Raw genomic sequence first — 24,360 nt, forward strand, 5'->3', positions numbered from 1 at the left:
TTGACGACGCTCGCGGCGGCCGGGAACGAGGTCGCCTCCGGGTCTCCGGTCCGCCGGCGCAGCTACGGACGCTACGTCCTCGGCAAGGCGCTGGGGGCGCTCGGGAGCCTGTTCTTCGTCCTGGTGGTCAACTTCTTCCTCTTCCGGGTGCTGCCCGGTGACCCGGCGCGGACTCTGACCCGGGGACGCGCGGTGAAGAAGGAGCAGCTCGACGCGATCACCGAGCATTACGGCCTCGACCAACCTCTGCCGCAGCAGTTCCTCACCTACCTGAAGAACACGTTCCAGGGCGACCTCGGAGTCTCCATCCGCTACAACGTGCCGGTCTCGGAGCTCATCGTCGACCGGATGTGGCCGACGATCGCGCTGGTGGGTGTGTCGACGATCCTGTCGATGGTGATCGGGGTCTATCTCGGCATGGTGAGCGCCTGGCGTCGAGGCGGGGGCTTCGACAACTTCTCGACCGGCACCACCCTCACCCTCTACTCGATGCCGGAGTGGTGGCTGGGCCTACTCCTCATCGCCGGGCTGTCCGTGGGCGCCGGCCCGCTGCCCGGCATCTTCCCGACCGGCGGGCTGCACTCCATCGACGCCGATCCATCGAGCCTGAGCGGGGTCCTCGACGCGGCCTGGCACCTGACCCTGCCCGTCATCACCCTCACCCTGGCCTACCTCGCCGAGTACTCGCTCATCATGAGGTCGTCACTCCTCGACGAGCTGGGCGAGGACTATCTGGTCACCGCGCGCGCCAAGGGCCTGCGCGACGTGGAGGTGCGCCGCCGGCACGCCGTACCGAACGCGCTGCTGCCGACCACCACGCTTTCCGCCCTCAACATCGGCTTCGTGGTGTCGGGAGCGATCACCATCGAGACGATCTTCTCGATCCCCGGTCTGGGCCTGCTGTCGTACGAGGCGCTGTCGATCCCGGACTACGACGTGCTGCAAGGCACGTTCCTGCTGGCCTCGGGCGCGGTGATCGCGGCGAACCTTGCGGCCAACCTGATCTACGGCGTCCTCGACCCCCGGGTCCGCACATGAGTACAACCACCCCGCTCTCAGCGCGCCAGATCGCCCGTCGCCGGCGGGTCGCTGCCAGGCGTCGCAACTGGAAGCTGTTCCGCAGCCACCGCTCGGGACTCATCGGGCTGTGCATCCTGGGCTTCTTCGTGGTGATCGCGCTGGCGGCACCGCTGCTCGCCGACGGCGAAGGGCTCAAGGTGACCAAGGCCACCGGGGGATTCCTCGAGAGCCCGTCGGGCGAGTACTGGCTGGGCACCGACCAGAACGGTCGCTCCGTGCTGACCATGCTGATCTGGGGCACCCGGGTCTCGCTGCTCGTGGGCCTGCTCGCGACCGCGATCTCGATGGTGATCGGGACCGTCGTCGGCCTGGTCTCGGGCTTCTTCGGGGGGTGGACCGCCCGGGTGCTCTACCGGCTCACCGAGTGGTTCCTGGTGATCCCGTTCCTGCCGCTCGCGATCATCCTCGCGGTGGTGCTGGGCCCCTCGTTGCTCAACATCGCGGTCGTCATCGGCGTCACCAGCTGGTCGGCGACCGCGCTGCTGATCCGCAGCCAGACCCTGAGCATCAAGGAGCGGCCGTACCTCGAGCGAGCGCGGTTGCTCGGCGCCGGCCGCTGGCACCAGATGACCCGGCACGTGCTGCCGAACGTGATGCCGATGGTCTTCGCGAACACGACACTGACTGTGGCAGCGGCGATCCTCGCCGAGACCACGCTGAGCTTCCTGGGTCTCGGTGATCCGACCCGGATCTCGTGGGGCTCGATGCTCGAGGCGGCGGCCGGGGTCGGCGCGATGACGACGGGCTCGTGGTGGTTCATCATCCCGCCCGGGATCTGCGTGGTGCTGGTGGTGCTGTCGTTCACGCTGATCGGCCAAGCGCTGGAGGAGATCTTCAACCCTCGGCTGCGGAGCCGGTGATGGACCACCTGCTCGAGCTCCGCGGGCTGACCGTGGCCTATCGGACCGAAGAGGGTCGGCTGCCCGCCGTACGCGGCGTCGACCTGTGCGTCGACGCCGGCGAGGTGGTAGGCATCGCCGGGGAGTCGGGGTGCGGCAAGTCCACGCTCGCCAGCACGGTGCTGCGCCTCCAGCCGAAGGACGCCCTGGTGGCGGGCGAGGTGCTGGTCTCCGGGCGCGACGTGCTGACGATGGGATGGGGTGACCTCCGCGCGCTGCGCTGGGCCGAGGCCGCGATCGTCTTCCAGGGGGCGCTGCACTCGCTCAACCCGGTGCGCCGGGTCGAGACCCAGATCGCCGAGCCCATCCGTCTGCACGAGCCCGACCTTCCCGTCGCCGACGTCGGCGCCCGGGTCGGCGAGCTGCTCGAGCAGGTCGGCCTGCCCGCGGCGCGGTCGCGGGTCTACCCCCACCAGCTGTCGGGCGGCCAGCGGCAGCGGGTGATGATCGCGATGGCCCTGGCCTGCCGGCCCCAGCTGATCATCGCCGACGAGCCGACCACCGCGCTCGACGTGATGGTGCAGGCCCAGATCCTCGACCTGATCTCCGGCCTGGTGAGGGACCTCGGGGTGGGCCTGATGATCATCAGCCACGACCTGTCGGTGCTCGCCGACGTCTGCGACCGGGTGGCCGTGATGTACGCCGGTCGCGTCGTCGAGTGCGGGTCCGCGGACCAGGTCTTCAGCTCCCCGGCGCACCCCTACGCGCAGGCGTTGTCGCGAGCGTTCCCGCGGGTGGGGGACGCGGCGGCGCGGTACGCGCCAGCCGGTCTCGCCGGCGACCCGCCCGACCCGCACGACCTGCCCCCGGGCTGCTCGTTCGCGCCCAGGTGCGCGCGGATGATCGACGCCTGCACCGAGGCGGAGCCGCCGTTGCTGCAGGTCGGGGGCCGCCAGGCGGCGTGCATCCGGGTGGGGGAGGCATGAGCACATCGACGGGCGACGCGCCGCTGCTGGCAGCGAAGGGCGTGGGGGTCGAGTTCACCACTCGCGCCGGGACCGTGGCCACGGCACTCGACGGCGTCGACCTCCAGGTGAGCTCGGGCGAGATCCTGGCGCTGGTCGGTGAGTCCGGGTCGGGCAAGACCACGCTGGCCCGGACGCTGGTCGGGCTGCAACGTCCGACCACGGGCGAGGTGCGGTTCGAGGGCGCGCCGCTGTCCTACTCGGGCCGCGCGCTGCGGCGGCTGCGCAGCGAGGTGCAGATGGTGCTGCAGGACGCGGCGGGCTCGCTCAACCCCCGCCAGACCGTCTACGAGTCCGTCGCCGAGGGCATCCGGTTGCACCGCCGGGCGGCCTCCGACGCCGAAGGACGCAACGAGGTCGAGCTCGTGGCCGCGGCGCTCGCCGAGGCGGGGCTGCGCCCGCCCGAGCGCATCTTCCTGCGCTATCCCCACGAGCTGTCCGGAGGGCAGAAGCAGCGGGTGCTGATCGCCGGGGCGCTGGCGCTGCGACCCCGGCTGTTGGTCGCCGACGAGCCGGTGTCGTCGCTCGACGCGTCGATCCGTGGGGAGATCCTGGCGCTGCTGCTGGGTCTGCGTGAGTCGCTCGGCCTCGGGATCGTCGTCGTCACCCACGACCTGGGCCTGGCCTGGAACATCGCCGACCGGATCGCCGTGATGTACCTCGGCAGGGTCGTGGAGTGCGGCACGGCCGAGCAGGTCCTCGAGTCGCCGCGGCACCCCTACACGCGGGCCCTGCTCTCGGTCGTGCCCGAGATCGAGCGGATCACGCCGATCGTGCTCAAGGGGGAGGTGCCCGACCCCACCCGGATCCCGGGTGGCTGCCGGTTCCACCCGCGCTGCCCGGCGTTCGCCGACGGGACCGCGGCCTCGGCCGGGATCGAGGACAACTGCCGAGCGACGCCGCTGCCGGTGCTGGCCGCGACCGGCGAACACCGCGTCGCTTGCCATCTGGTGAGTGCCCCTCAGTCGTGAGACGATTCCACTACTGACTCGCGGATCAGTAAGGAGGGTGCCAGGTGCAGGAGGCACTGCCTCGGGAGATGTACGTCGACGAGGCTGCGTGGCGCGTCGAGCGCGACGCCGTGCTGTACGGCGAGTGGTTCTGCGTCGGCCGCCAGGAGCCCCTCGGCCTCGGCGATCCGTCGCGGGTCGTGGCGCTCGACGTGGCCGGTGAGTCCGTGCTGGTCACGAGCGACGAGCAGGGCGCACTGCACGCGGCGTACAACGTCTGCCGGCATCGCGGTAGCCAGATACTGCCGGCCTCATCGCCCGACGGCCCGGCGTCCGCGTGCCAGGCCTCTGCGTTGCGGTGCCCCTATCACTCCTGGACCTACGGCCTCGACGGTCGCCTGCTGAGGGCCCCGCACGCCGATCTCGACGACACCTCGGCGTTCTCGCTCGCCCCGGTCGGCGTCGAGACCTGGGGCGGCTTCGTCTTCGTCCACCTGTCGCCGGAACGGGCGCGACCGCTCGCCGAGTCGGTGGCCCGAGCGGACGCCACGCTCGCCAACTACGGCTTGGCCGACCTCGTGGTCGGGGCGAGCTTCCGCTACGACGTGGCGGCCAACTACAAGGTCCTGCTCGAGAACTACAACGAGTGCTACCACTGCGGACCGGTGCATCCCGAGCTCTGCCGTCTGGTGCCGTCGTTCGCCGGCGGCGGCGACGACCTCGACTGGGAGGCCGGCATCCCGCACCGCGAGGGCGCCTGGACCTTCACGACCACCGGCGCCACGTCGCGGGCACCGCTGCCCGGCCTCGACGACGACGAGCGTGTGCGGCACAAGGGTGACCTGGTCTATCCGAACCTGATGGTCTCGGCGTCGGCCGACCACGTCGCCGCGTTCGTGCTGCTGCCGCACGCTCCGGACCGCACGACGGTCGAGTGCTCGCTCCTCTTCGCGAAGGCCGCCGCCGAGGCTGCCGACTTCGACCCGGGCGATGCCGGCGAGCTCTGGGACCTGGTCAACCAGCAGGACTGGGCGGTCTGCGAGTCGGTGCAGCGCGGGATGACCTCGCGCAGCTACCGGCACGGCTGGTTCGCGCCGATGGAGGACGACAGCCTCGACATCCGGCGCTGGCTGCTGCCCAGGCTCGGCCGGGATCCGGATGGTGCCACGTGACCATGCAGGTCGACTACGTCGTCGCCGGGCTGGGCGCACTCGGCTCGGCGGCCGCCTACGAGCTGGCGGGCCGCGGCTTCAGCGTCGTGGGGCTGGAGCGGTTCGAGCTCGGCCACACCAACGGTGCCAGCCACGACACGAGCCGGATCCTCCGGCACAGCTATCACACGCCGGCGTACGTGCGGCTGACCCAGGACGCCTACGCCGACTGGGCCCGGCTCGAGCGCGCGAGCGGTCGTCGCCTGGTCACGAAGGTGGGCGGCCTCGACCTGTTCCCGTCGCAGGCGGCGATCCCTCCCTCCGACTATCTCCGCTCGTTGACCGAGGTCGGGATCGACCACGACGTGCTCGACCCGGGAGAGGTAGCCGTTCGTTGGCCGCAGTTCAGGCTGGCGGACGACGTCATGGCGCTGCACCAGCGCGACGCCGCCATCGTCCCGGCCGGGCTCGGGACCCGGACCATGCAGGAGCAGGCGACGAAGCTCGGTGCCGACCTGCGACCGCACAGCCCGGTCACGGGCGTCGACGACCTGGGGGAGGGCGGGATCGCGGTCGCGACCGGCGTCGGCACGATCCGCTGCCGCGGGCTCGTGGTCTGCGCCGATGCCTGGGTCAACGACGTCGTCGGACACCTCGGCGTCCGGGTGCCGGTCGAGGTGACCCTCGAGCAGGTCACCTACTTCCGGCCGGCGAAGCCGGCGCGCTTCGCGCCGGAGCGGATGCCACTGTGGATCTGGATGGACGACCCGTCGTACTACGGGTTCCCCAGCTACGGGGAGGCGACGATCAAGGCCGCACAGGACTGCGGCGGCCCGGTCGTCGACCCGGACGGGCGTACGTCGGAGCGCGACCCCGCGATGGAGCAGCGGCTCGCCGCCTTCGTGGGTGACCTGCTGCCGGGCAGCGGCCCGCCGGTGCGCTCCTCGCGCTGCCAGTACACGCTGACTCCCGATCGCGACTTCGTGATCGCTCCGGTGCCGGGGCACGAGACGGTCGTGGTGGGGCTCGGGGCCGCGCACGGTTTCAAGTTCGCGCCGACGTTCGGGCGGCTGCTTTCCGACCTCGTCGTCGATGGCGGCACGGCGACCGATCTCACCGACTTCCGGCTGGACCGTCCGGCCCTGACCGATCCCGCCTACGCCGCCCACTGGTTGGTGTGACATGCGGTTGGTGGATACAGCCTCAGGACAGCGCCTCCGGCTCGATGCCGATCTCGCGGGCGACCGTCTCGGCCACCCATCCCCGCAGCTGCTCCCGGGAGATCGTGCGATAGACCAGCGCGGCAACGCAGAGGCCGTCGATGAGCGCGGAGACGCGAGCCACGGTGGCGTCCGGGTCGGGACACGTGAACGATCCGTCCGCGACGCCCTCGTCGATCAGGGCGCGCAGCACCTCGCACCAGCGCTCCTCCATCCGCCGGAGCACCTTGCGGATCACCGGTTCGCGCTGGGCGAGCGCCCAGGCGTCGATCCAGATCCGCCAGCCCTTCGCAGCGCCGGTCGGCCCGTAGGAGCGCAGCGCCCGGCGCAGCTTGTCGACCGGGTCGGTGCCGGCGGCCGTCGCCTTGTCGAGCCGAGACAGGTCCCGCTCGACGGCGTACGCGAACGCCTCGGCGACCAGCGCGTCCTTGGTCCCGAAGTGATAGAAGATCAGCGCCGCGCTGACGTTCAGGGCCTTCGCGACGTCGGTGACCCGCGTCGCCTCGAGGCCGATCCGGTCCACCGTCTCGGTGGTCGACGCCAGGATCTCGTCGCGCCGCAGCTCGACGCTGCGCCGGCTCCTGGTCACACCGCACCACTCATGGGTCGCAGCATAGGACGTACGACGAGGGAGGCACCGTGACCGTCGACCCGATGGAGATCGTGCGCAAGGCCGCACCGCTGGACGGCGAGCCGGTGCTGATGATGCCGGCCGAGGCCTACACCTCGACCGAGGTGCTGGCCTGGGAACGGCGCCACCTTTTCGCGGGCACGTGGACGTGCCTGGGACGGGTCGCCGACCTGTTCCCGGTCGAGCCCGAGCGCCCCGTCACCCAGCGGGCGCTGATCCTCGGTGACATCGCGTGCCTGCTGGTCAACGAGCAGGGGACGCTCCGGATGTACGCGAACACCTGCCGGCATCGTGGCCACGAGCTGCTCCCCGAGGGATCGTCGACCGAGCGCCGGAGCGTCGTGTGTCCCTACCACGCCTGGACCTACGACCTGCAGGGCCGGCTGATCGGGGCCAAGGGCTTCCGTGACGACGAGGGCTTCGACTTCGCCGAGCACACCCTGGCCGAGCTGCCCGTGCGGGTGTGGGAGGGCTGGGTCTTCGGGCACGCCCTGCACCAGGCCGGTTCACCGCAGGTGCCGTCGTTCGACGAGCATCTCGGTGCCCTCGACACCGTGGTGGCGCCGTACGCACCGGGCACGCTCGTCGTCGGTGACCGCCACACCTACGAGGTTGCGGCCAACTGGAAGGTGATCTCGGAGAACTACCACGAGTGCTATCACTGCCCGCTGATCCACCCGGAGCTGTGCCAGGTCAGCCCGCCGTCCTCGGGTGACAACTACGACCTCCCGGGCAGCTGGGTCGGTGGCTCGATGGACCTGCGCGACGGCATGCGCACGATGTCGCTCACCGGTGAGCTGGCCGCCACGCCGCTGCCCGGTGCGCCGCCGACGACGGTGGAGTACCTGCACCTGCTGCCGAACCTGCTGGTGTCGGCGCATCCCGACTACGTGATGACCCACCGGATGGTGCCACTGGCGCCCGACCGCACCTGGGTGGAGTGCTCATGGTTGGTGCTGCCCGGTGCCGATGGTTCGGTGCCCGCCGCGGCCGCCGCCGTGGCGTTCTGGGACCTCACCAACAAGCAGGACTGGGCTGCGTGCGAGTCGGTGCAGCGGGGCCTGGCCAGCCCGCACTTCGCGCCCGGCCCGTTCGCCCCCAGCGAGGACGCGGTCGCGCAGCTCGTGTCGATGATCGGTCGGGCCTACCGCACCGGCCGGCTGGTGGCGTAGGTGAAGCGCCGGTCGTGGAGCATGTGGTGGTGGCTGGCAGTGGCAAGATGACGACGTGGCATCGAACTCCCGCATGGTGGCATTGGGCTTCGGGAAGTTCGCGCGTGCCGACCGCATCTTCGCCCTGGAGCGGATCAGGGGAGAGGAACGCGGCGAGGGCCGCCGCACTCGAGTTTGGATCGACGGGATCACTGACCCCTTGATCGCCTCCAGGACAGAGATCACGATTCTTCGCGACATGGGCCAGGAATCCGCCGTCGCTGCACCGGAGCTCGACGAGGCGTTGGACCTTGCCGCGCGTCTGGCGGCCGCGGCAGAGGAGGGTCGTGTGGATCTGAACGACCTGGGCCGTCGCGCGCGACGCCTTCTCGCCACCACAACCGCGTCGTCAGTGGGAGGGGACTCGACGTCGCACCGCGTCCCTGAGTGACCGCCGACTCGCGGCGGTAGGACGCGCCTAGCGAGTGACGAGGACCGACCTGTCACCGCGGGACGTGCTCGGCCCACTCCCGGTGGGACACCTGCTCGTCGCCGTCGTACGCCGTCACGTCGATCACCACGTCGTAGCCCTCGGCGCTCACGTCGATCCGCATCGTCGAGGTGACCCGGACCTCGATGCCCGGCCAGGTGAGGCGGTAGGTGCAGGAGGCTGTGGCGTGCTGGGCGAAGGTGACGTTGTCGACGATGACGTCGCCGGCGTACTCCTCCGTGGCGGTGCCGTCGTGGGGGACGTCGTACGTCGACCCGTGCCGCACCGAGCAGGTGGTGGTCTGGCGCAGGACGTCGCGGGTTGTGGTCCAGCTGACGCCCGCCGGATCCTCCGAGGAGGTCTCCGCTCCCGGGGCGAAGCCCGGCTCCCAAGCGGTGCCGTCGTAGATGGGCAGGTCGAGCGTGCCGCCGTGGACGGTCAGGGTCACCGGTGCCGGTGGCGCGATGGTGTTGGGCCAGTCGGAGCCCGCCACCGAGAGCCGGATCGTCTGGCCGTGCGCGAAGGCGTAGGCACACGCGTCGAGGTCGATGGCGACGTCGTAGACCTGTCCGGGTACCAACGGGGTCGGCTCGGCCGGCGCGTGCACGCCGTCGCGGTAAGTGAGGTCGAGGCTGCCGCGCGTCACCAGGGCCGACGCGCCGTCGGCGAACACGTCGCAGAGCTTCACCGAGAGGGATGCAAGCGGGGCGTCGGCGCTGACCCGCAGCCGCGCCACCGGGTGTCCGAACAGCACCTCGCCGGCGGCGGGCCAGGCGAAGGTCAGAGAGTAGGCGTCGTCCTCGCGCTGGTCGCCGGAGAGGCCCCACGGCAGGTGGCCGCCGCAGTCGATCCACGCCGCCGTGCCGATGTCCGGCTTGACGACGAGCGAGCTGGGACCGTCGAAGGCCAGGGTCTCGGTCGACGACATCGCCGAGGGCCAGGTGTCGCGCACCCAGTAGCCCTCGTGCTGGTCGAGGAACGCGGCGGGTCGGGTCGCCGTCCGCACGAAGACCTCGACCCGGTCCTCCTGCGGCGTTTTGGAGCCACCGTCGCGCAGCCAGTGGTCGAACCACGCGACCATCTCGACGTCGAGGTCGAGCCGCGGCCCGGGATAGGCGGTCGTGGGGTCTGCGTGCACCCACGGACCGGCCAGCAACCGGTGCGGCACTCCCGCCTCGCGCAGCGCCGCCACGGTGCGGAACGTGTTGTTGCGGTAGCCGTCGGCCCACCCGGCCACCAGCATCACCGGGCACTCGATCCGGTCGTAGCCGTTGCCCTCTCCGTCGGAGCGCAGCGACCCATGTCGCCAGTAGGGGCCGTCCCGGTTCTCGCGCAGCCAGGTGAGCATCCACGGCTCGACCGTCTCGAGCCGCCGTCGCCACTCGTCGCGCCAGCCGTCGCCCCACACCGCTGGCACCGGCGGCAGCACCGTCATCGGCGTCATGTAGTGGTCGTAGTCGACGAGGTCGACCAGCCGCAGCGCGCCGCCGCGCCAGTGCACGTCGTCGGTCCACCGGTCGTCGCTCGCGTAGATCGCGCAGACGGCCTTGAGCGCCGGGGGCCGCTCGGCGGCGATCTGCAGCGAGTTGAAGCCGGAGTACGACGTCCCCCACATGCCGACGTTGCCGTCGCACCAGTCCTGGTCGGCCAGCCAGGCGATCACCGCGACCAGGTCGGACTGCTCGGCCTCTTGGTACTCGTCGGTCGGGTCGCCGGACGACGAGCCGGTGCCGCGGAGGTCGAGCCGGCACACGGCGTACCCGAACTGGTCGCGCAGCCGGCGGTAGCTCTCGGCGTACGACGACGTGAGGTCGTCCTTGCGGTAGGGCAGCGCCTCGAGCAGGCACGGCTGCGGGCCGCGGTCGTCGTCGGGGAGGTAGAGGGTGGCGGCCAGCTCGACGCCGTCGGCCATGGGGACCCGGACCTCGAGCTCAGTTGCCACGCGCGAGCTCTTCTATCAGCCGGGCCACTGTCGTGGGGTCGAGGCCCTCGCTGGTGTTGCCGTCGCGGCCGGTCGTCGTCGGCGCGGTGAGCATTGAGTTGAGCACCGCCTCCTCCGAGGCGTCCACCACCGCCTCGAACAGGTCGTCGAGTCCAGCGCCGGAGACGACGTCGCCCGCCTCCCAGGAGAGGCCGGGCGCGCGCCGGGTCGTCGAGACGCCGAGGAAGATCTCGCCGCTCCCGTTGTGCGCGGTCGAGCCGGTGCGGGCAAGCCCGAGACCGATCCGCCGTGCGAGACGGGCGCAATCGGCGCTGATCACCGGTGCGTCCGTGAGCACCACGCCGATGCAGGAGCCGGCCGGCGGCCGGGGCTGGGGGTCCTCCGGGAGCAGGCGCCCGAGGTGGAGGCCGTCGACCGTCAGCCGCTTGCGCTCCCCGAAGTTCGTGAGGAGCAGCACCGCCACCGTGTGCCCCTCCGGAGTGATCCGCGACGAGGTGCCGATGCCGCCCTTGAACCCGAGACACGACATGCCGGTGCCGGCACCCACCGCACCTTCCGGGGGAGGGGTGGCGCCGCCGCGCGAATCCATCGCGGCGCGGTGTGCGGCCACCACGTCGTCGTGCTCGACCTGCATCCGGCGGCAGTCGTTGAGGAAGGAGTCGTCGCACTCGGCGACCACCGGGATCACCACCGCGTCAGCGACCCGGACGTCCCGCTCGAGCTCGATCCGGCAGGCCGAGTCGTAGACGCGTCCGAGCTGCATGGTGGAGGTGAGGTAGATCGGCGTCTCGAGGAGGCCCCACTCGCCGGCGCCGATGAAGCCGGTGCACTCGCCGGCCCCGTTGAGGACGGCGCCGCCGGCCGCGGCAGGTCGCGCGTAGGCGTCCTCCGCCACGACCAGCGCGGTCACCCCGGTGCGAGCGACGCCGCGCCCCTCGGGCGGCGGCGCCTCGTCGCGGTGGATCGTGGTGTGTCCGATGCCCACGCCGTCGACGTCGAGGACGGAGTTGGTGGGCCCGGTGGGCAGGACGCCGATCTCGATCCCGATCTCACGCGCGCGCGCCATGCCCACATCCTCGCGGGACGAGTCGGTCGGGCGCCATACTGCTGACTCATGAATCAGTACCGGATGCCCGTCGTGTGGTCGCCGGCCACCCGCGACCACGATCCGCGGAATGAGGTGTGGGTCGGGGTCGCCACGACCGGCACCGAGGTCGCCGCGCGGGTCGACGCGATCCTGGCGGCGGTGACCGGGGCTGGACACCCGGTGACCGAGGCCGCGACGCATCCCGACGACGTGCTCGCCCGGGTCCACGAGCCGTCGATGCTGACCTTTCTCGCCGAGGCCGCCGAGCGCTGGCGGCAGGGTCCGTACGCCGACCTGGTCGGCCAGACGCGGGTGGTCCCGTACCTCTTCACGACGCCGGCGATGACTGCCGGTCTCCCCACCCGGAAGGCGGTGGCGATCCACGCCGAGGCGGGCAGCTACGTCTACGACACGATGACGCTGGTCGGCCCCGGCACCTGGGAGGCCGCCCGTGCCGCCGTCGACTGCGCGCTCACCGCGACCGACCTGGTGCTCGCGGGGGAGCGCGCGGCGTACGCGCTGTGCCGGCCGCCCGGCCACCACGCGACCCCGGCCGGCTTCGGCGGCTCCTGCTACCTCAACAACGCCGCGGTGGCCGCCGAGGCGCTGCGCGCCGGCGGGCACGACCGGGTGGCGGTCATCGACATCGACGCGCACCAGGGCAACGGCACCGCCGCGATCTTCTACGACCGGGCGGACGTGCTCTACGGGTCGGTGCACGTCGACCCCGGCGCCGGCTGGTTCCCGCACGTCGTGGGCTACGCCGACGAGACCGGCGCCCGCGCCGGCGCGGGCGCGACCCGTAACGTGCCGCTGCCTGAGGGGACCGGCGACGCACCCTGGCTCGAGGCGGTCGGCGGCCTGGCGGACTGGGTGGTCGCCGAGGGCTGCTCGGGCCTGGTGGTCTCGCTGGGCGTCGACGCCGCGGCGGACGACCCCGAGAGCCCGCTCCTGGTGACCGCCGACGCCTACCGTGCCGCCGGGACCGTCCTCGGCGGTGTCGGGCTGCCGGCGGTCGTCGTCCAGGAGGGCGGCTACCACCTGCCGACGCTCGGTGGGCTGGTAGCGGCGTACCTGGACGGCCACGGCGGTTGACGCGTCAGGCGGGTTCGGGCACGACCGGCGGATGGAAACACCGTCCGGTCGTGCCCGTGACCCCGCTCACGCGACCGGCTGCAGCTCCCTCGCGGGCTCGATGGCCGGGCTCTCCGCGCCGTGTGCGTCGACCCTGGGAAGCAACCGATCCAGCCACGAAGGCAAGTACCAGCTCCACCGGCCGAGCAACGCCATCGCCGCCGGAACGACGATCAGCCGGATCAGCGTCGCGTCGATCAAAATGGCAGCGGACATGCCGACTCCGATCATCTTGATCACCACGCTCGGGTCGAAGGCGAACCCGAGGAAGACCGCAACCATGATCAGTGCCGCGGAGGTGATGACGCGAGCCGTGGACGCCAGTCCCTCGACCACGCTGGCCTTGCTGTCACCGGTCCGGAGGAAGCTCTCGCGGACGCTGCTCAGCAGGAAGACCTCGTAGTCCATGGACAGCCCGAAGAGCACCGCGAACATCAGCAGCGGCACATATGCGGGGATCGGCACCTCGCCGGGGAGCCCGAGCAGGTCGGTACCTGTCCCGGTCTGGAAGGCAAGCGTCATGACGCCGTACGACGCACCGACCGACAACAGGTTCACCAGGGCGGCCTTGACCGGTACGACGACGGACCGGAACGCGATCAGGAGCAGCAGCAGTGAGGTGGCGATAACCACACCGATGACCAGCCAGAGGTGATCCATCAGGACGTCGGACAGGTCGATCATCGCGGCCGTCCAGCTGGTGATGCCGGCACCGTCAGGCAGCACGTCCGAACGTAGGTGCTCGACCAGGTCCGCCGTCTCTTCGTCCTGTGGACCGCTCTGGGGCGTCACGGTCAGCACCGCGGTGGTGCCGTCCGGGGAAATGACGGGAGCGCCGACCGAGGCGACGCCCGTCGTGTTGGACAGGTCCTCCTCGACCTGGCGGAGCCCGTCCTCGCCGCCGACTCGGTCGAGTTCGACCGCGACGGTGAGGGGACCGTTGGCGCCCTTCCCGAAGCCCGCTTCGATCAGGTCGTAGGCCTGGCGAATGGTGCTGCTCTCGGGTTCGTTGCCGGCGTCGCTCTGGCCGATGTTCATGCCCAGCGCCGGAGCGGAGAGGGCGACCAGTGCGATGACCGAACCGACGAGCCAGGCAACGGGCCGTCGGCCGACCATCTGGGCGAAGCGTGCTGCGGTGGGTGAGTGGGACATCGACGACTCGAACCGACCTTCCCTCCGAGCGCGCCGGCTGTAGACACGGAACTTCAACCCGCCGAGCAGTGCCGGCAGCAGGGTGACCGCGGCCAACACCGTGACGAGGACGACCAGACCGGTCGCGTACCCCATCGTCGCGAAGTCCGGCACCCCGCTGAACTGCAGACCCGTCAGGGCCACCAGCACTGTGCCGCCGGCAAAGACGACCGACTGGCCGGCGGTGGCAGTCGCCTGCCCCACCGACTCGGGTACCGACATGCCCCTGGCCAAGTTGTCGCGGTGCCGTGTGACGATGAACAGCGCGTAGTCGATGCCGACGCCGAGGCCGACCATCGATGCCAGTGTCGGCGCATTGGTCGACATGTCCGTCACGGCCGCGAGCAGTGTAACGCCGCTCGTGCCGATCGCCAGGCCCGTGAACGCGACAGCGAGGGGGAGCGAGGCCGCAATCGTCGCCCCGAACGCGAACAGCAGCACGGCGAGAGCGACCGCGACACCGACCATCTCCGCATGGCTGCTCACCTCCTGCGCATTCTCGGGAACGGGACCGCCGAACTCGACCTGGTAACCGGCGTCGACCAGAGGTGTCGTCGCCGACTCGAGCTCGTCCAGCGCCTCGCTACCTTCGAACTCGGTGACGGGCACGTCGTACTGGACCGAGAGGACCGCGGTGCGGCGGTCCTCGCTCAGGGCCACCGGGGGTACGTCACTGACGGAAGTCAGGTCCTCGAGGGCCTCGCGGACCCCGTCGAAGTCCGACGACCGGAACGAACCGGTCTCGGTGTGCGCAACGACGCGGGCCGAGGTGCCGGACATGGCCGGGAAGTGATCCTGCAGGACGTCGTTCGTTCGCTGGGTGTCGCTTCCCGGGATCTTGAAGCTGTCCTGCATGGTGCCTCCGAATGCGGAGGCCAGGGCCCCGATGAGCAGGGCAGCGAGGAGCCAACCGGACACCACCCGCCAGGGGTGGCGCGCGGCTCCGGCTCCGATGCGGTAGAGCAGTCTGGACATTGTCGTCTCCAGTCGTGTGGGTGGACTTCGATGGTCCGAGCGGTGCCGGGTGCGAGGCGCCGGTGAAATCGCCGGGACATCGCCGGGATCCGCGCGCCGGGCCTAGACTCGGCGGGTGCTCCGCGGGCGCGAGACCGAGCAAGGTGCGATCGCGGCTCTGTTGGACGAGGCGTGGACCTCGCGCGGCGGGGCGTTCGTGCTCCGCGGGCCGGCGGGGATCGGCAAGTCCGCGCTGTTGGCCGACGCTGTCGCGCGTGCCGAGGGCATGTTGGTCCTCCGCACCCAAGGCATCCAGTCGGAGTCCGACCTGGCGTTCTCCGCGCTCCATCAGCTGTTGCTGCCGATCGTCCGCCTCGTTGACCGGTTGAACCCCAACCAGGCAATGGCACTGCGCGTCGGTCTCGGTGAGCGTCCGGCGAGTGGCCGCAACGACAGGTTCCTCGTGTACTCGGCGACCCTCGCCCTTGTCGCCGAGGCCGCGGAGACCCGGCCGGTCCTCTGCGTCGTCGACGACGCTCAGTGGCTGGACGAGGAGTCGGCAAACGCGATGCTCTTCACCGCTCGGCGGGTGGGCGTCGAGCGGGTCGCGATGATCTTCGCCGCCCGCGACCAGGAGGAGACGAAGTTCGACGCCCCCGGGCTGCCGACGGTTGCACTGTCCGGTCTCCCGACTGATGCAGCTCAGGCCCTCCTCGAGGAATCCGCCGGCGCTGCCGTGGATCCCGGGGTCACCACCGCGCTGCTGGAAGCGACAGGGGGAAACCCGCTCGCGCTGGTCGAGCTGCCCGGTGCACTCACGCCGGAAGAGCTCTCCGGCGAGGAACCGCTCCCTGCCTCGCTGCCAGTGCCTGACGCGGTGGCGCGGGCGTTCCTCGGACGGGTGCGTCGACTCGCGCCAGAGGTGCAGACCTTCCTTCTGGTGGCCGGTGCCGAAGGGTCCGGCGACCTCGCCGCGATCCAGCACGCCGCGCTGGCACAGGGCTGTGATGACGATGCCCTCGCGTCAGCGGAGGCGTCAGCCCTGGTCCAGACCCGTCGCGATCGGTTGGAGTTCCGGCACCCGCTGGTGCGGTCGGCGGTGTACGACGCAGCGCCCACCGCGCAGCGCCGTGCAGTCCACGCGGCTCTCGCCGACGCGCTGGCCCACCAGGGTCAGCCCGACCGCCGCGCCTGGCACCGCGCGGCCGCCGCGACCGGACCTGACCCGGCCATCGCGGACGAGCTGGAGAAGGTGGGCGAGCGGGCCGCGGCGCGCGGCGCGCCAGCTGCTGCGTCCGCGGCGTTCGAGCGCGCCGCCGCTCTGAGCTCGACCGTGGAGGCGGGAGCTTCCCGGCGATGGCGGGCTGCCGAGCAGGCGCGCCTGGCGGGACATCACCGCCGGGCCCTGAACCTGCTCCGGGCCGCGCGCTCGCTCACCGAGGACCCGCTGCTGATCGCGGACCTGGACCTGATCCGGGGAGCCGTCGAGCTGGTGTCCGGCTCGACGGCGTCCGCCGAGCAGGTCCTGCTGGGAGCTGCCCGGGACGTGCAGGCACTCGACACCGGGCGAGCGTTGCAGCTCCTAGTGGTGGGCGCACAGGCGGCAGCACTGGCAGACCACGCCGAGGCGGGTGTTGAGATCGGTCGCATCGCCGCCGCACTGCCACGGGGGCAGACGCCTCTCGAGGTGTTCTTCGCCGACCTCCTGGTCGGCTGCGGCCACTATCTCAGTGGGGACCTCGCCGCCGCCCTCGAGCCGCTGCGGAGCGCCGTCCGGGCAGCGCCGGAGTTCGAGCAGAGCATGCTGCTGACATGGGGGTCCCGCGCGGCCTACTACATCGGCGACGACGAGGCGGCGTTCCAGCTCGACTCGCGCGCAGTCTCCCTCGCACGGGCCGCGGGAGCGCTGGGCGACATGTTGCCGCCGTTGCAAAGGCTCGCCCTCTCCGAGATCCTCCTCGGCCACTGGTCCTCGGCGGCAGCGCACGGAGCCGAGGCAACAAGGTTCGCCACGGAGACCGGTCAGCCCAACATGGCGTCGTTGCCTACTGCCTGGCTGGCGTTGCTGGCGGCGTACCGCGGGGACACCGCCGGCCTGGACGCCCATCTGGCCAGTGCCGACGAGCTGCTCGTGGAGCACCCGATGGCGGTTGCCGCCGAGGCGATGCTGTGGGCACGGGCCGTGAGGGAGGGCCGTGCCGGGGAGGCGGGCGCCGCCGTGGAGCACCTCCGCCGCGTCACCAGTACCGGTATCGCGCTGCTCGCCTCGCTGGACCGGGTCGAGGTCGCGGTCCAGGCCGGTCAGGACGACCAGGCAGAGGAGTGGCTGGGCCCGCTCGCGCGGTTCGCGGAGACAACCGCGGCTGACTGGGCTGCTGCCCGGGTCTCTCACTGCCGCGCGCTACTGGGACCCGCTGCGGATGCGGTCGGCCACTTCGAGCAGAGCCTCGCGCACCACCGGCGGTCCCTTCGACCCTTCGAGTGGGCGAGGACCGAGCTGGCCTACGGCGAGCTTCTGCGTCGCAACGGCCGCCGCGTGGACGCCCGGGCGCACCTGCGGACGGCGCTGACGACGTTCGACGACCTGGGAGCGCAGCCCTGGGCGGAGCGGGCGCGCCAAGAGCTCCGCGCCTCGGGGGAGAAGATCAGGAGGGCGCCCCCGACCGCGGCCGCCCAGCTGACCGCCCAGGAGCTGCAGGTGACCAAGCTGGTCGCTGCCGGGCTCTCGAACCGTGAGGTGGCGGCCCAGCTGTTCGTGAGCCCGCGAACGGTCGACTTCCACCTCCGCAACGTCTTCACGAAGCTGGGTGTCACGTCCCGGTCGCAGTTGGCGCAGCGCGACCTGCAGCTGTCCTGATCCGCCAGAACCCGGCGGTTTCACCGGCGAGTGACCGGTGGTCGTGCTCGTAGCGTCAGCGGCCTTCCTACGACGTCGAAAGGCGGAACCTCATGCCGGCACTACCGTGGATTTCTCTGGAGGCTCCTGACCCGGGGGCCGAGCTCATCGTGATGGCTTCGAAGCTACCGCTGCGCGCCCATGGCGACATCCCGCGGTTCCTGCGAGAGACCTGGCGTGTCCGCCGCCAGTTGACCCGTTCTCCGGGCCTGGTGGGCTACTCCCTCGATGCGCAACTGGTCGCGAAGACGTTCTGGACGGTCTCCGCATGGGAGAGCCGCCCGGAGCTGGGCGCCTTCGATCGGGCGAGTCCGCATGCGAACGCCAAAGATGTGCTTCGATCGGCGATGATGCCGTCGACGTTCGTGATGTGGCGATGCCGCCCCGAGGACCTGCCGATCTCCTGGTCGGAGGTCCGCCTGCGGGTCGCGGCAAGTGAGGCGAAGCGGGCATGACGCGCGAGGTCCTGCGGTACACCGCATTCCCCGGCGGCGACGCGGGCGGTAACCCCGCCGGTGTCGTGCTCGAGGCGACAGGCATGAGCGACGAGGAGATGCTGTCGATCGCTGCCGACGTCGGCTTCTCCGAGACGGCGTTCTTGTTCCCCGCCGGCCCTCCGGCGGGCGGTGCAGGGGCAGCCACCGAAGCCCGCGTGCGCTACTTCAGCCCGTTGGCGGAGGTGGCGTTCTGCGGCCACGCGACCATTGCCGCCGCGGTCGCCCACGCTGAACGGCACGGCGCCGGTCAGCTCGACCTGACCACCCGGAGCGGAATGGTTCCGGTCCGCACGCGGGAGGAGGACGGCCGAACGGTGGCGACCCTGACCAGCGTCCCCACGTCGATCGCACCGCTGGAGCCGGACGTCCTGGCAGCGACCCTGGACGCACTGGGCTGGTCGGCGGACGACCTCGACGAGGCGCTGCCGCCATACGTCGCGTTCGCGGGAGCGCAGCACCCCGTGCTGGCGGTCAGCAGCCGGCAGGTGCTCGCCGACCTCGAATACGACTATGAGCTGCTCGGTGCGCTCATGGCCGCGCACGACTGGACGACCGTGCAGCTCGTTCACCGGGAGCGTCCGGACCTGTTCCACGCCCGCAACCCGTTCCCGCCCGGCGGCGTCGTGGAGGACCCCGCCACGGGAGCGGCGGCCGCGGCGCTGGGTGGCTACCTGCGCACGCTGGACCTCGTGCCGCCCTCGCGGCGGATCGTCATTCGGCAGGGTGAGGACATGGGCCGTCCGAGCCTGCTGCTCGTGGACATTCCCGAGCAGGGCGGCATCGATGTGACGGGCTCGGCCCTCCGACTCTGAGCGGGACCGCCGGTGTCACTCGACGCGGGTCCCGGCCAGCTCAAGAGCCGTGCCCATGCGCCGTCGGCGCCGTAGACCCGCTCGAATTCGCCCGCGGCCGTCTCGGGGACGTCGTACTCCCAAATCCGGATCATCATGGTTCGATTGTCGGCTCGATCGTCCCTCCACGTCCGACTTCGCGTCGGCTGCGTGAGCCGCCCCGGCGAAACCCGGTAGCGGCCGAGCCTTCGTTGGGTCACGCTTCGCGTGTGACGCTGACCTGGACGAGTGACGTGTGGCGGAGCGAGGCGTTCGACGCCGAGCTCCGCTCGTTCGTCACCTCCGCGGTCGGCGAACCTGACGTCTTCGAGACGGTGAAGGTCCGTCCGTGGTCGGCGGTCTGGCGGGTTCGGGCGGGGGGACAGGTCTACTTCGCCAAGCAGAACTGCCCGGGTCAGGCGCACGAGGCTCGGCTGCTGTCGGCGCTCGTGAAGATCGCACCGGAGTACGTCGTGCCGGTGGTCGCCGCCGACCCCTACCGCGACCTGCTGTTGACAGCCGACGTGGGCCGCACCCTCTACGAGATCGGCGGTGACCGAGACGTCGACACCTGGTGCCGGATCGTCAGCGACGCCGCGCATCTGCAGCTCGCGGTGGCGCCGCACGCTGACGACCTCGGACTGACCGAGATGTCGCCCGAGTGCGCGACGATGTACGTCGGCGACGCGATCGGCAGGCTCGGCGCGCTGCCGGAGGGTGACCCGCGGCGGCTGTCCGAGGACGTTGCCGAGCAGCTGCGCACGCAGCTCCCCACGATCGAGCGCTGGTCCGACCAGGTGGCGGAGCTCGACCTGCCGCTCACCCTCAACCACAACGACCTCCACGAGGCCAACGTGGTCGCGACGAACGGTCCCGACGCGTCGCTGCGCTTCTTCGACTTCGGCGACGCCGTCCTTGCCGAGCCGCTCGGCTCGCTCCTCGTCCCGCTGAACGTGAGCTCCGACGAACTGGAGGCGGGGCCGGACGACCTCCGGTTGCGACGGATCACCGACGCGGCCCTGGAGGTGTGGACCGACTACGCACCGGCGCGGGCGCTCCGGGCCGCCCTTCCGGCGGCGTTGCAGCTCGCCCGGCTGGCGCGGGTCGAGTCCTGGCGGCGCTGCCTCGGCACGATGACGGCCGAGGAGCGGGCGGAGTTCGGCTCCGCACCTGCGCGTTGGCTGGGTACCCTCCTCAACGATCCGCCGGTGGGACACGTCGCACGGATGTGACGCAACTGGCCCCTCGCGGTGATACTGGATCGACAGATTTGGGGACTGGTCGCGGAGGGCGTGGGGCCTCCGCGTCTGTTTGCGAGAGGTACGGATGGCCGGTACGGCGAGCCCCGGGCGCCCGGGTGGCGCTCGACGCGCGTCCCGGTCTGTCCGGCTGTCGCGACGCGAGCGCCGCCACCTCGGGCGTGCCGAGGAGCGCGCCGGCGGCAAGCGCGCCCTCCGCCCGGGCGACCAGCCGCCGCGTCCAGCGACCGAGGAGCGGGCGAAGGGCGGACGCCGGGCACTGCGGCCGAGGGAGCGCCGGACGCGGGGACTTCCGGGCACGCTCGGCCTGACGTTCGTGTCGGCGATGATCCCCGGCACCGGCTACCTCTTCGCCAAGCGTCGTCTCGCCGGTTGGATCGTGCTGATCGGCTGGGCCGCCGTCGTCGGCTCGGTGGCCCTCTACCTCGGCCACGACCTCGACCTGGCTGCTGCCCGCACCCGATTGGTCGACGTGGCGTTCGACCCCACGCTGCTACGGGTCCTGACCGCGGTCGTCGCCGTGCTGCTGCTGGTCTGGCTGTTCGTGGTGTGGACCTCCTACCGGTTGATCCGGCCCCGCGAGCGACCGCGCTGGCACACCGTCGTCGGCAACGTCGCGGTCGTCGTCTTCTGCCTGATCTTCGCCGCGCCGGTGGTGCGGGCGGCGCAGTATGCCGTTGCAACCGCGAACTTCGTGACCGTCGTCTTCGACGACAACGAGGTCGCCACCACACCCTCCGACGTGTCGGAGGACGACCCGTGGGGTGGCCGCGAGCGGGTCAACGTGCTCCTGCTCGGTGGCGACGGCGGCGAGGGGCGTGACGGCGTACGGACCGACAGCATGATCCTGCTCAGCATGGACACGGACACCGGCAAGGCGGTCACCTTCAGCCTCCCGCGCAACATGGCGAACGCGCAGTTCCCCGAGGGCAGCCCGCTGCGCGACCTCTACCCCTACGGGTTCTCCAACGGCGACTACGCCGACGGCGACTACATGCTCAACGCCGTCTACCGCAACATCCCCGCGATGCACCCGGGCGTCCTCGGCAAGAGCTCCAACGAGGGCGCCGACGCGATCAAGCAGGCCGTCGAGGGCTCGCTCGGGATCCCGGTCGAGTACTACGTGCTCGTCAACCTCGAGGGCTTCAAGCAGGTCGTCGACGCCATCGGCGGGGTCACCGTCAACGTCAACGAGCCGATCGCGATCGGCGGCAACACCGACGCGGGCGTCCCGCCCGACGACTACCTCGAGCCGGGGCCGGACCAGCACCTCAACGGCTTCCAGGCCCTCTGGTTCGCCCGCGGACGCTGGGGCTCCGACGACTACGAGCGGATGGAGCGGCAGCGGTGCATGGTCGACGCGATCGTCGAGGCCGCCGACCCCGGCAACCTGCTGCTGCGCTACCTCGACCTGCTCAAGGCCGGTGAGGAGATCGTCTACACCGACATCCCGCGCGAGCTGGCGTCCGCGTTCGTCGACCTGGCGCTGAAGGTCAAGGACGCCAAGGTGAAGTCGGTGGTGTTCCGGTCCTCCGATGAGTTCAGCTCCGCGGACCCTGACTTCGAGTGGATGCACGAGCTCGTCGAGCGTGCGATCGACCCGCCTCCGAAGAAGAACGGCTCCGGCAACCGGGACCCGGCCGACGACCCCGAGGACGCCTGCGCCTACCAGCCGACAGGCGAGACCGTCGAGGACGCCATGGCGTCCGACGGCTACTGAGGCCAGCGTGACAACCAACGAGGAAGCCCACCGCATCGCCCGGGAGAAGGGTGTCAGCGGACCGCTCTACCTCGTGGTGAAGTACACCGCCGCCCTGATCTTCCGGATCGTGTGCGGCTTCACCGCCACCGGCACGGAGAACGTCCCCAAGAAGGGGCCGGTCGTCATCGTGCCGAACCACAAGAGCTTCTGGGACCCGTTCTTCGTGGCCATCGTGCTGCGCCGCCCGGTGCACTTCATGGGCAAGGCCGAGCACTTCGAAGGGCCGATGGCGGGGATCTTCCTGCGCCTGGGCGCGTTCCCCGTGCGGCGTGGTGAGTCCGACGCCGAGGCGCTGGAGACGGCGCGCGCGATCCTCGCGCGGGGTGACGCGCTCGCGCTGTTCCCGGAAGGCACCCGGGTGCGGGACGAGGGCCTGGGTACGCCGAAGCGTGGCGCGGCCCGGCTCGCCATCGAAGCCGGCGCGCCTCTCGTCCCCGCGACCATCACCGGCACCGAGAAGCGACGCTGGCCGCTCCCGCGCAAGGTCCGGATGGTCTTCGGCACGCCGGTGTCGGTCGAGGGCCTCGAAGCGACCCCCGAGGACGCCGCCGCCGTGATCGGCGAGGCCTGGCCGCAGGTCACCGAGGAGTACGCCCGATGGCAGAACCGTGCCGGGCTGATCGCCGCGGGTGCCGCCGCGCTCGGTCTGGGTGCGTGGGTCGTGAGGAAGCGGCGACACCACTAGTGCCGCCGAACGGTCAGCCCTCCTCGGTGCCGCCCCACACGAGCGAGTAGACCTCGAACATCGAGGCGTACGTCGTACCCATGCGGGCGCCGCCCTGACGCAGGATGCCTTCGAGGAACTCGCGCGCGCTCCAGCCCTCCCAGCCCAGCCCTTCGATGTAGGCGTTGTGCGCCTCCAGCGACTCCACGCCCTTCTCGAAGGTGTCCGTGACGTCGACGCCGTGCCGGCCGTCCGGTGAGCCGTTGGCCCAGACGGCACGGACGCCGCCCCACGGCTTCAACCCGTCGGGGTCATCGGAGAGCTGCTCGGGGAAGATCCAGCGGTTGCCGGCGTCGCGAACGCCGTCCAGCACGGCGCGCCCGGTGGCGATGTGGTCTGCCTGGTTGAGAGCACCCGGTCCGAAGGTGTCGCGGAAGTTGCCGGTGATCACGATCTCGGGCTGGTGCTGCCGCACGACCTTGGCGATGGCCGCCCGCAGCTCGAGGCCGTAGGTCAGCACGCCGTCGGGGAACCCCAGGAACTCGACCTGGTCGACTCCCACGATCTCCGCGGACGCGATCTCCTCGGCCTCGCGGACCGCCCGGCACTCGTCGGGGTGCATGCCGTCGATGCCGGCCTCACCGCTGGTGACCATGACGTAGTTGATCTTCTTGCCCTGGCCGGTCCAGCGCGCGATGGCGGCGGCGGCGCCGTACTCCACGTCGTCGGGGTGGGCCACGACGACGAGGGCCCGCTCCCAGTTCTCCGGGAGCGGCTTGAGCGGGGGAGGCGTCTCGTCCATGGGCCGAGCATGGCATCGCGGCGGTCGTTCGGGGAACCAGCAACGCGGGTCGATAGGCTCCGATGTTCGAGGGGCGGTAGCTCAGTCGGTCAGAGCAGAGGACTCATAATCCTTGGGTCGTGGGTTCGAGCCCCACCCGCCCCACCACCCGTGGTCCGTCAGCGAATCTCCCTCTCACCACGGGGGCCGTCGATCCGGGCCACGAGCGCGGGGTGGGGTGCTCGGCGGACCTCCACGTCGGCGCCCATCGCCGCCAAGGCGGTGCTGATCTCGGTCGGACGGGGATGTTCCACCGACAGCGAGATCAGGCTGAGGCCGGTCGGCGCATCGATGGCCGGATGCGGAGTGTCTCCCCAGCTGATCAGGAACGGGATCAGGCCGGCGACCTGGGCGTTCGCGGTCACCCGCCAGCGCAGCAGCCTTCCGGTTGCGTCCTCCCGTTGCCCATCCGTCACGGGGCCGGGGTCGAAGCCGTGCGACCGCGCGGATGCTCGGGCAGCCTCGATGTCATCGACCGCGATCGCCCATCCGACGAGACCGCCCTGGGTGATGCCCTCGACTCCGTACGGCCGCGGCGTCGCCGGGGGTGGCTGGCCGGGGTCTGGGGCGATCAGCTCCAGGTAGGTCCTCGGCCCCAACGAGACCAGCTTGTTGTGGGTGCCCCGGCCCGGGTGCTTGCCGCCACCGCCGGCCTCGACACCGAGTTCGCGATAGAGGTCGGCCACGGCGACGTCGAGGTCGGGGTGGGCATAGATGAGGTGGTCGATCAGCATGACGCTCCGCAGCAACCAGCTGCGCCTCGGTG

The 24,360-nt window shown here is 71.1% G+C and carries 21 protein-coding genes and 1 tRNA gene; 16 read left to right on the forward strand and 6 right to left on the reverse strand.

Annotation, left to right across the window (positions count from 1 at the left end):
• Genes SHK19_RS08565 through solA form a run of 6 tightly spaced genes read left to right on the forward strand, consistent with a single transcriptional unit; the run spans window position 1 to window position 6,226 of the window.
• Window positions 1-1,038, forward strand: coding sequence for an ABC transporter permease (locus tag SHK19_RS08565; RefSeq protein ID WP_322938399.1), 1,038 nt, complete (start codon window positions 1-3; stop codon window positions 1,036-1,038).
• Window positions 1,035-1,940 carry an ABC transporter permease gene (locus tag SHK19_RS08570; protein WP_322458147.1) on the forward strand — a complete coding sequence of 302 codons (906 nt, stop codon included), beginning with the start codon at window positions 1,035-1,037 and terminating at the stop codon, window positions 1,938-1,940. The genes SHK19_RS08565 and SHK19_RS08570 overlap by 4 nt, the downstream gene beginning before the upstream one ends.
• The gene (locus SHK19_RS08575) at window positions 1,940-2,905 is read left to right on the forward strand and encodes an ABC transporter ATP-binding protein (RefSeq protein ID WP_322458148.1); all 966 of its coding nucleotides are present in this window, start codon (window positions 1,940-1,942) and stop codon (window positions 2,903-2,905) included. Before SHK19_RS08570 ends, SHK19_RS08575 begins: the two co-directional genes overlap by 1 nt.
• Complete coding sequence (locus SHK19_RS08580; protein WP_322938400.1) at window positions 2,902-3,915, forward strand: ABC transporter ATP-binding protein; 1,014 nt, start codon at window positions 2,902-2,904, stop codon at window positions 3,913-3,915. The genes SHK19_RS08575 and SHK19_RS08580 overlap by 4 nt, the downstream gene beginning before the upstream one ends.
• A gap of 44 nt (window positions 3,916-3,959) precedes the next feature.
• On the forward strand, window positions 3,960-5,066 hold the full coding sequence (locus SHK19_RS08585) for an aromatic ring-hydroxylating oxygenase subunit alpha (RefSeq protein WP_322938401.1): 1,107 nt from the start codon (window positions 3,960-3,962) through the stop codon (window positions 5,064-5,066).
• A gap of 2 nt (window positions 5,067-5,068) precedes the next feature.
• Window positions 5,069-6,226, forward strand: a complete 1,158-nt coding sequence (solA, locus tag SHK19_RS08590) for an N-methyl-L-tryptophan oxidase (protein WP_322938682.1) — start codon at window positions 5,069-5,071, stop codon at window positions 6,224-6,226.
• A gap of 22 nt (window positions 6,227-6,248) precedes the next feature.
• Here solA and SHK19_RS08595 read toward each other — a convergent pair whose 3' ends face one another.
• Window positions 6,249-6,854, reverse strand: a complete 606-nt coding sequence (locus SHK19_RS08595) for a TetR/AcrR family transcriptional regulator (RefSeq protein ID WP_322458151.1) — start codon at window positions 6,852-6,854, stop codon at window positions 6,249-6,251.
• Between the two features lie 50 nt (window positions 6,855-6,904).
• On the opposite strand from SHK19_RS08595, the gene SHK19_RS08600 reads away from it, so the two are divergent.
• Window positions 6,905-8,068: an aromatic ring-hydroxylating oxygenase subunit alpha gene (locus SHK19_RS08600; protein WP_322938402.1), complete on the forward strand. Its 1,164-nt coding sequence runs from the start codon at window positions 6,905-6,907 to the stop codon at window positions 8,066-8,068.
• A 55-nt stretch (window positions 8,069-8,123) separates the two neighbouring features.
• Window positions 8,124-8,498: a hypothetical protein gene (locus tag SHK19_RS08605; protein WP_322938403.1), complete on the forward strand. Its 375-nt coding sequence runs from the start codon at window positions 8,124-8,126 to the stop codon at window positions 8,496-8,498.
• A 52-nt stretch (window positions 8,499-8,550) separates the two neighbouring features.
• Here the strand turns inward: SHK19_RS08605 and SHK19_RS08610 are convergent, their stop codons facing one another.
• Both SHK19_RS08610 and SHK19_RS08615 read right to left on the reverse strand, forming a co-directional pair.
• Entirely contained in the window at window positions 8,551-10,479 is a 1,929-nt protein-coding gene (locus SHK19_RS08610) for a CocE/NonD family hydrolase (protein ID WP_322938404.1), read from the reverse strand.
• A complete protein-coding gene (locus tag SHK19_RS08615; protein WP_322458155.1) occupies window positions 10,469-11,545 on the reverse strand; it encodes a P1 family peptidase in 1,077 nt (358 codons plus the stop codon). The genes SHK19_RS08610 and SHK19_RS08615 overlap by 11 nt, the downstream gene beginning before the upstream one ends.
• Window positions 11,546-11,593: 48 nt before the next feature.
• Between SHK19_RS08615 and SHK19_RS08620 the strand changes: the two genes are divergently transcribed.
• Window positions 11,594-12,661 (forward strand): histone deacetylase family protein, encoded by a 1,068-nt coding sequence (locus SHK19_RS08620; protein WP_322938405.1) that lies wholly within the window; start codon window positions 11,594-11,596, stop codon window positions 12,659-12,661.
• Between the two features lie 66 nt (window positions 12,662-12,727).
• Here the strand turns inward: SHK19_RS08620 and SHK19_RS08625 are convergent, their stop codons facing one another.
• On the reverse strand, window positions 12,728-14,866 hold the full coding sequence (locus tag SHK19_RS08625; RefSeq protein ID WP_322938406.1) for an MMPL family transporter: 2,139 nt from the start codon (window positions 14,864-14,866) through the stop codon (window positions 12,728-12,730).
• Window positions 14,867-14,981: 115 nt separating this feature from the next.
• Here SHK19_RS08625 and SHK19_RS08630 point away from each other — a divergent pair, with 115 nt between their 5' ends.
• From SHK19_RS08630 to SHK19_RS08655, 6 genes are all read left to right on the forward strand, one after another.
• Window positions 14,982-17,702 carry a LuxR C-terminal-related transcriptional regulator gene (locus tag SHK19_RS08630; protein ID WP_322938407.1) on the forward strand — a complete coding sequence of 907 codons (2,721 nt, stop codon included), beginning with the start codon at window positions 14,982-14,984 and terminating at the stop codon, window positions 17,700-17,702.
• 92 nt (window positions 17,703-17,794) lie between these two features.
• Window positions 17,795-18,196 carry a hypothetical protein gene (locus tag SHK19_RS08635; RefSeq protein ID WP_322458159.1) on the forward strand — a complete coding sequence of 134 codons (402 nt, stop codon included), beginning with the start codon at window positions 17,795-17,797 and terminating at the stop codon, window positions 18,194-18,196.
• Window positions 18,193-19,050: a PhzF family phenazine biosynthesis protein gene (locus SHK19_RS08640; protein ID WP_322458160.1), complete on the forward strand. Its 858-nt coding sequence runs from the start codon at window positions 18,193-18,195 to the stop codon at window positions 19,048-19,050. The genes SHK19_RS08635 and SHK19_RS08640 overlap by 4 nt, the downstream gene beginning before the upstream one ends.
• A gap of 248 nt (window positions 19,051-19,298) precedes the next feature.
• Window positions 19,299-20,300, forward strand: coding sequence for a hypothetical protein (locus SHK19_RS08645; RefSeq protein WP_322938408.1), 1,002 nt, complete (start codon window positions 19,299-19,301; stop codon window positions 20,298-20,300).
• Window positions 20,301-20,394: 94 nt separating this feature from the next.
• Complete coding sequence (locus SHK19_RS08650) at window positions 20,395-22,047, forward strand: LCP family protein (RefSeq protein WP_322458162.1); 1,653 nt, start codon at window positions 20,395-20,397, stop codon at window positions 22,045-22,047.
• A 7-nt stretch (window positions 22,048-22,054) separates the two neighbouring features.
• A complete protein-coding gene (locus SHK19_RS08655) occupies window positions 22,055-22,774 on the forward strand; it encodes a lysophospholipid acyltransferase family protein (RefSeq protein ID WP_322938409.1) in 720 nt (239 codons plus the stop codon).
• A 13-nt stretch (window positions 22,775-22,787) separates the two neighbouring features.
• On the opposite strand, the gene SHK19_RS08660 is transcribed toward SHK19_RS08655, so the two are convergent.
• Window positions 22,788-23,555: a PIG-L deacetylase family protein gene (locus SHK19_RS08660; protein ID WP_322458164.1), complete on the reverse strand. Its 768-nt coding sequence runs from the start codon at window positions 23,553-23,555 to the stop codon at window positions 22,788-22,790.
• 70 nt (window positions 23,556-23,625) lie between these two features.
• On the opposite strand from SHK19_RS08660, the gene SHK19_RS08665 reads away from it, so the two are divergent.
• A tRNA-Ile gene (locus SHK19_RS08665) sits at window positions 23,626-23,702 on the forward strand.
• An 11-nt stretch (window positions 23,703-23,713) separates the two neighbouring features.
• On the opposite strand, the gene SHK19_RS08670 is transcribed toward SHK19_RS08665, so the two are convergent.
• A complete protein-coding gene (locus SHK19_RS08670) occupies window positions 23,714-24,343 on the reverse strand; it encodes a VOC family protein (RefSeq protein ID WP_322938410.1) in 630 nt (209 codons plus the stop codon).
• Window positions 24,344-24,360: the final 17 nt, after the last annotated feature.

It is taken from the genome of Nocardioides bizhenqiangii (assembly GCF_034661235.1).
Classification (GTDB): domain Bacteria; phylum Actinomycetota; class Actinomycetes; order Propionibacteriales; family Nocardioidaceae; genus Nocardioides; species Nocardioides bizhenqiangii.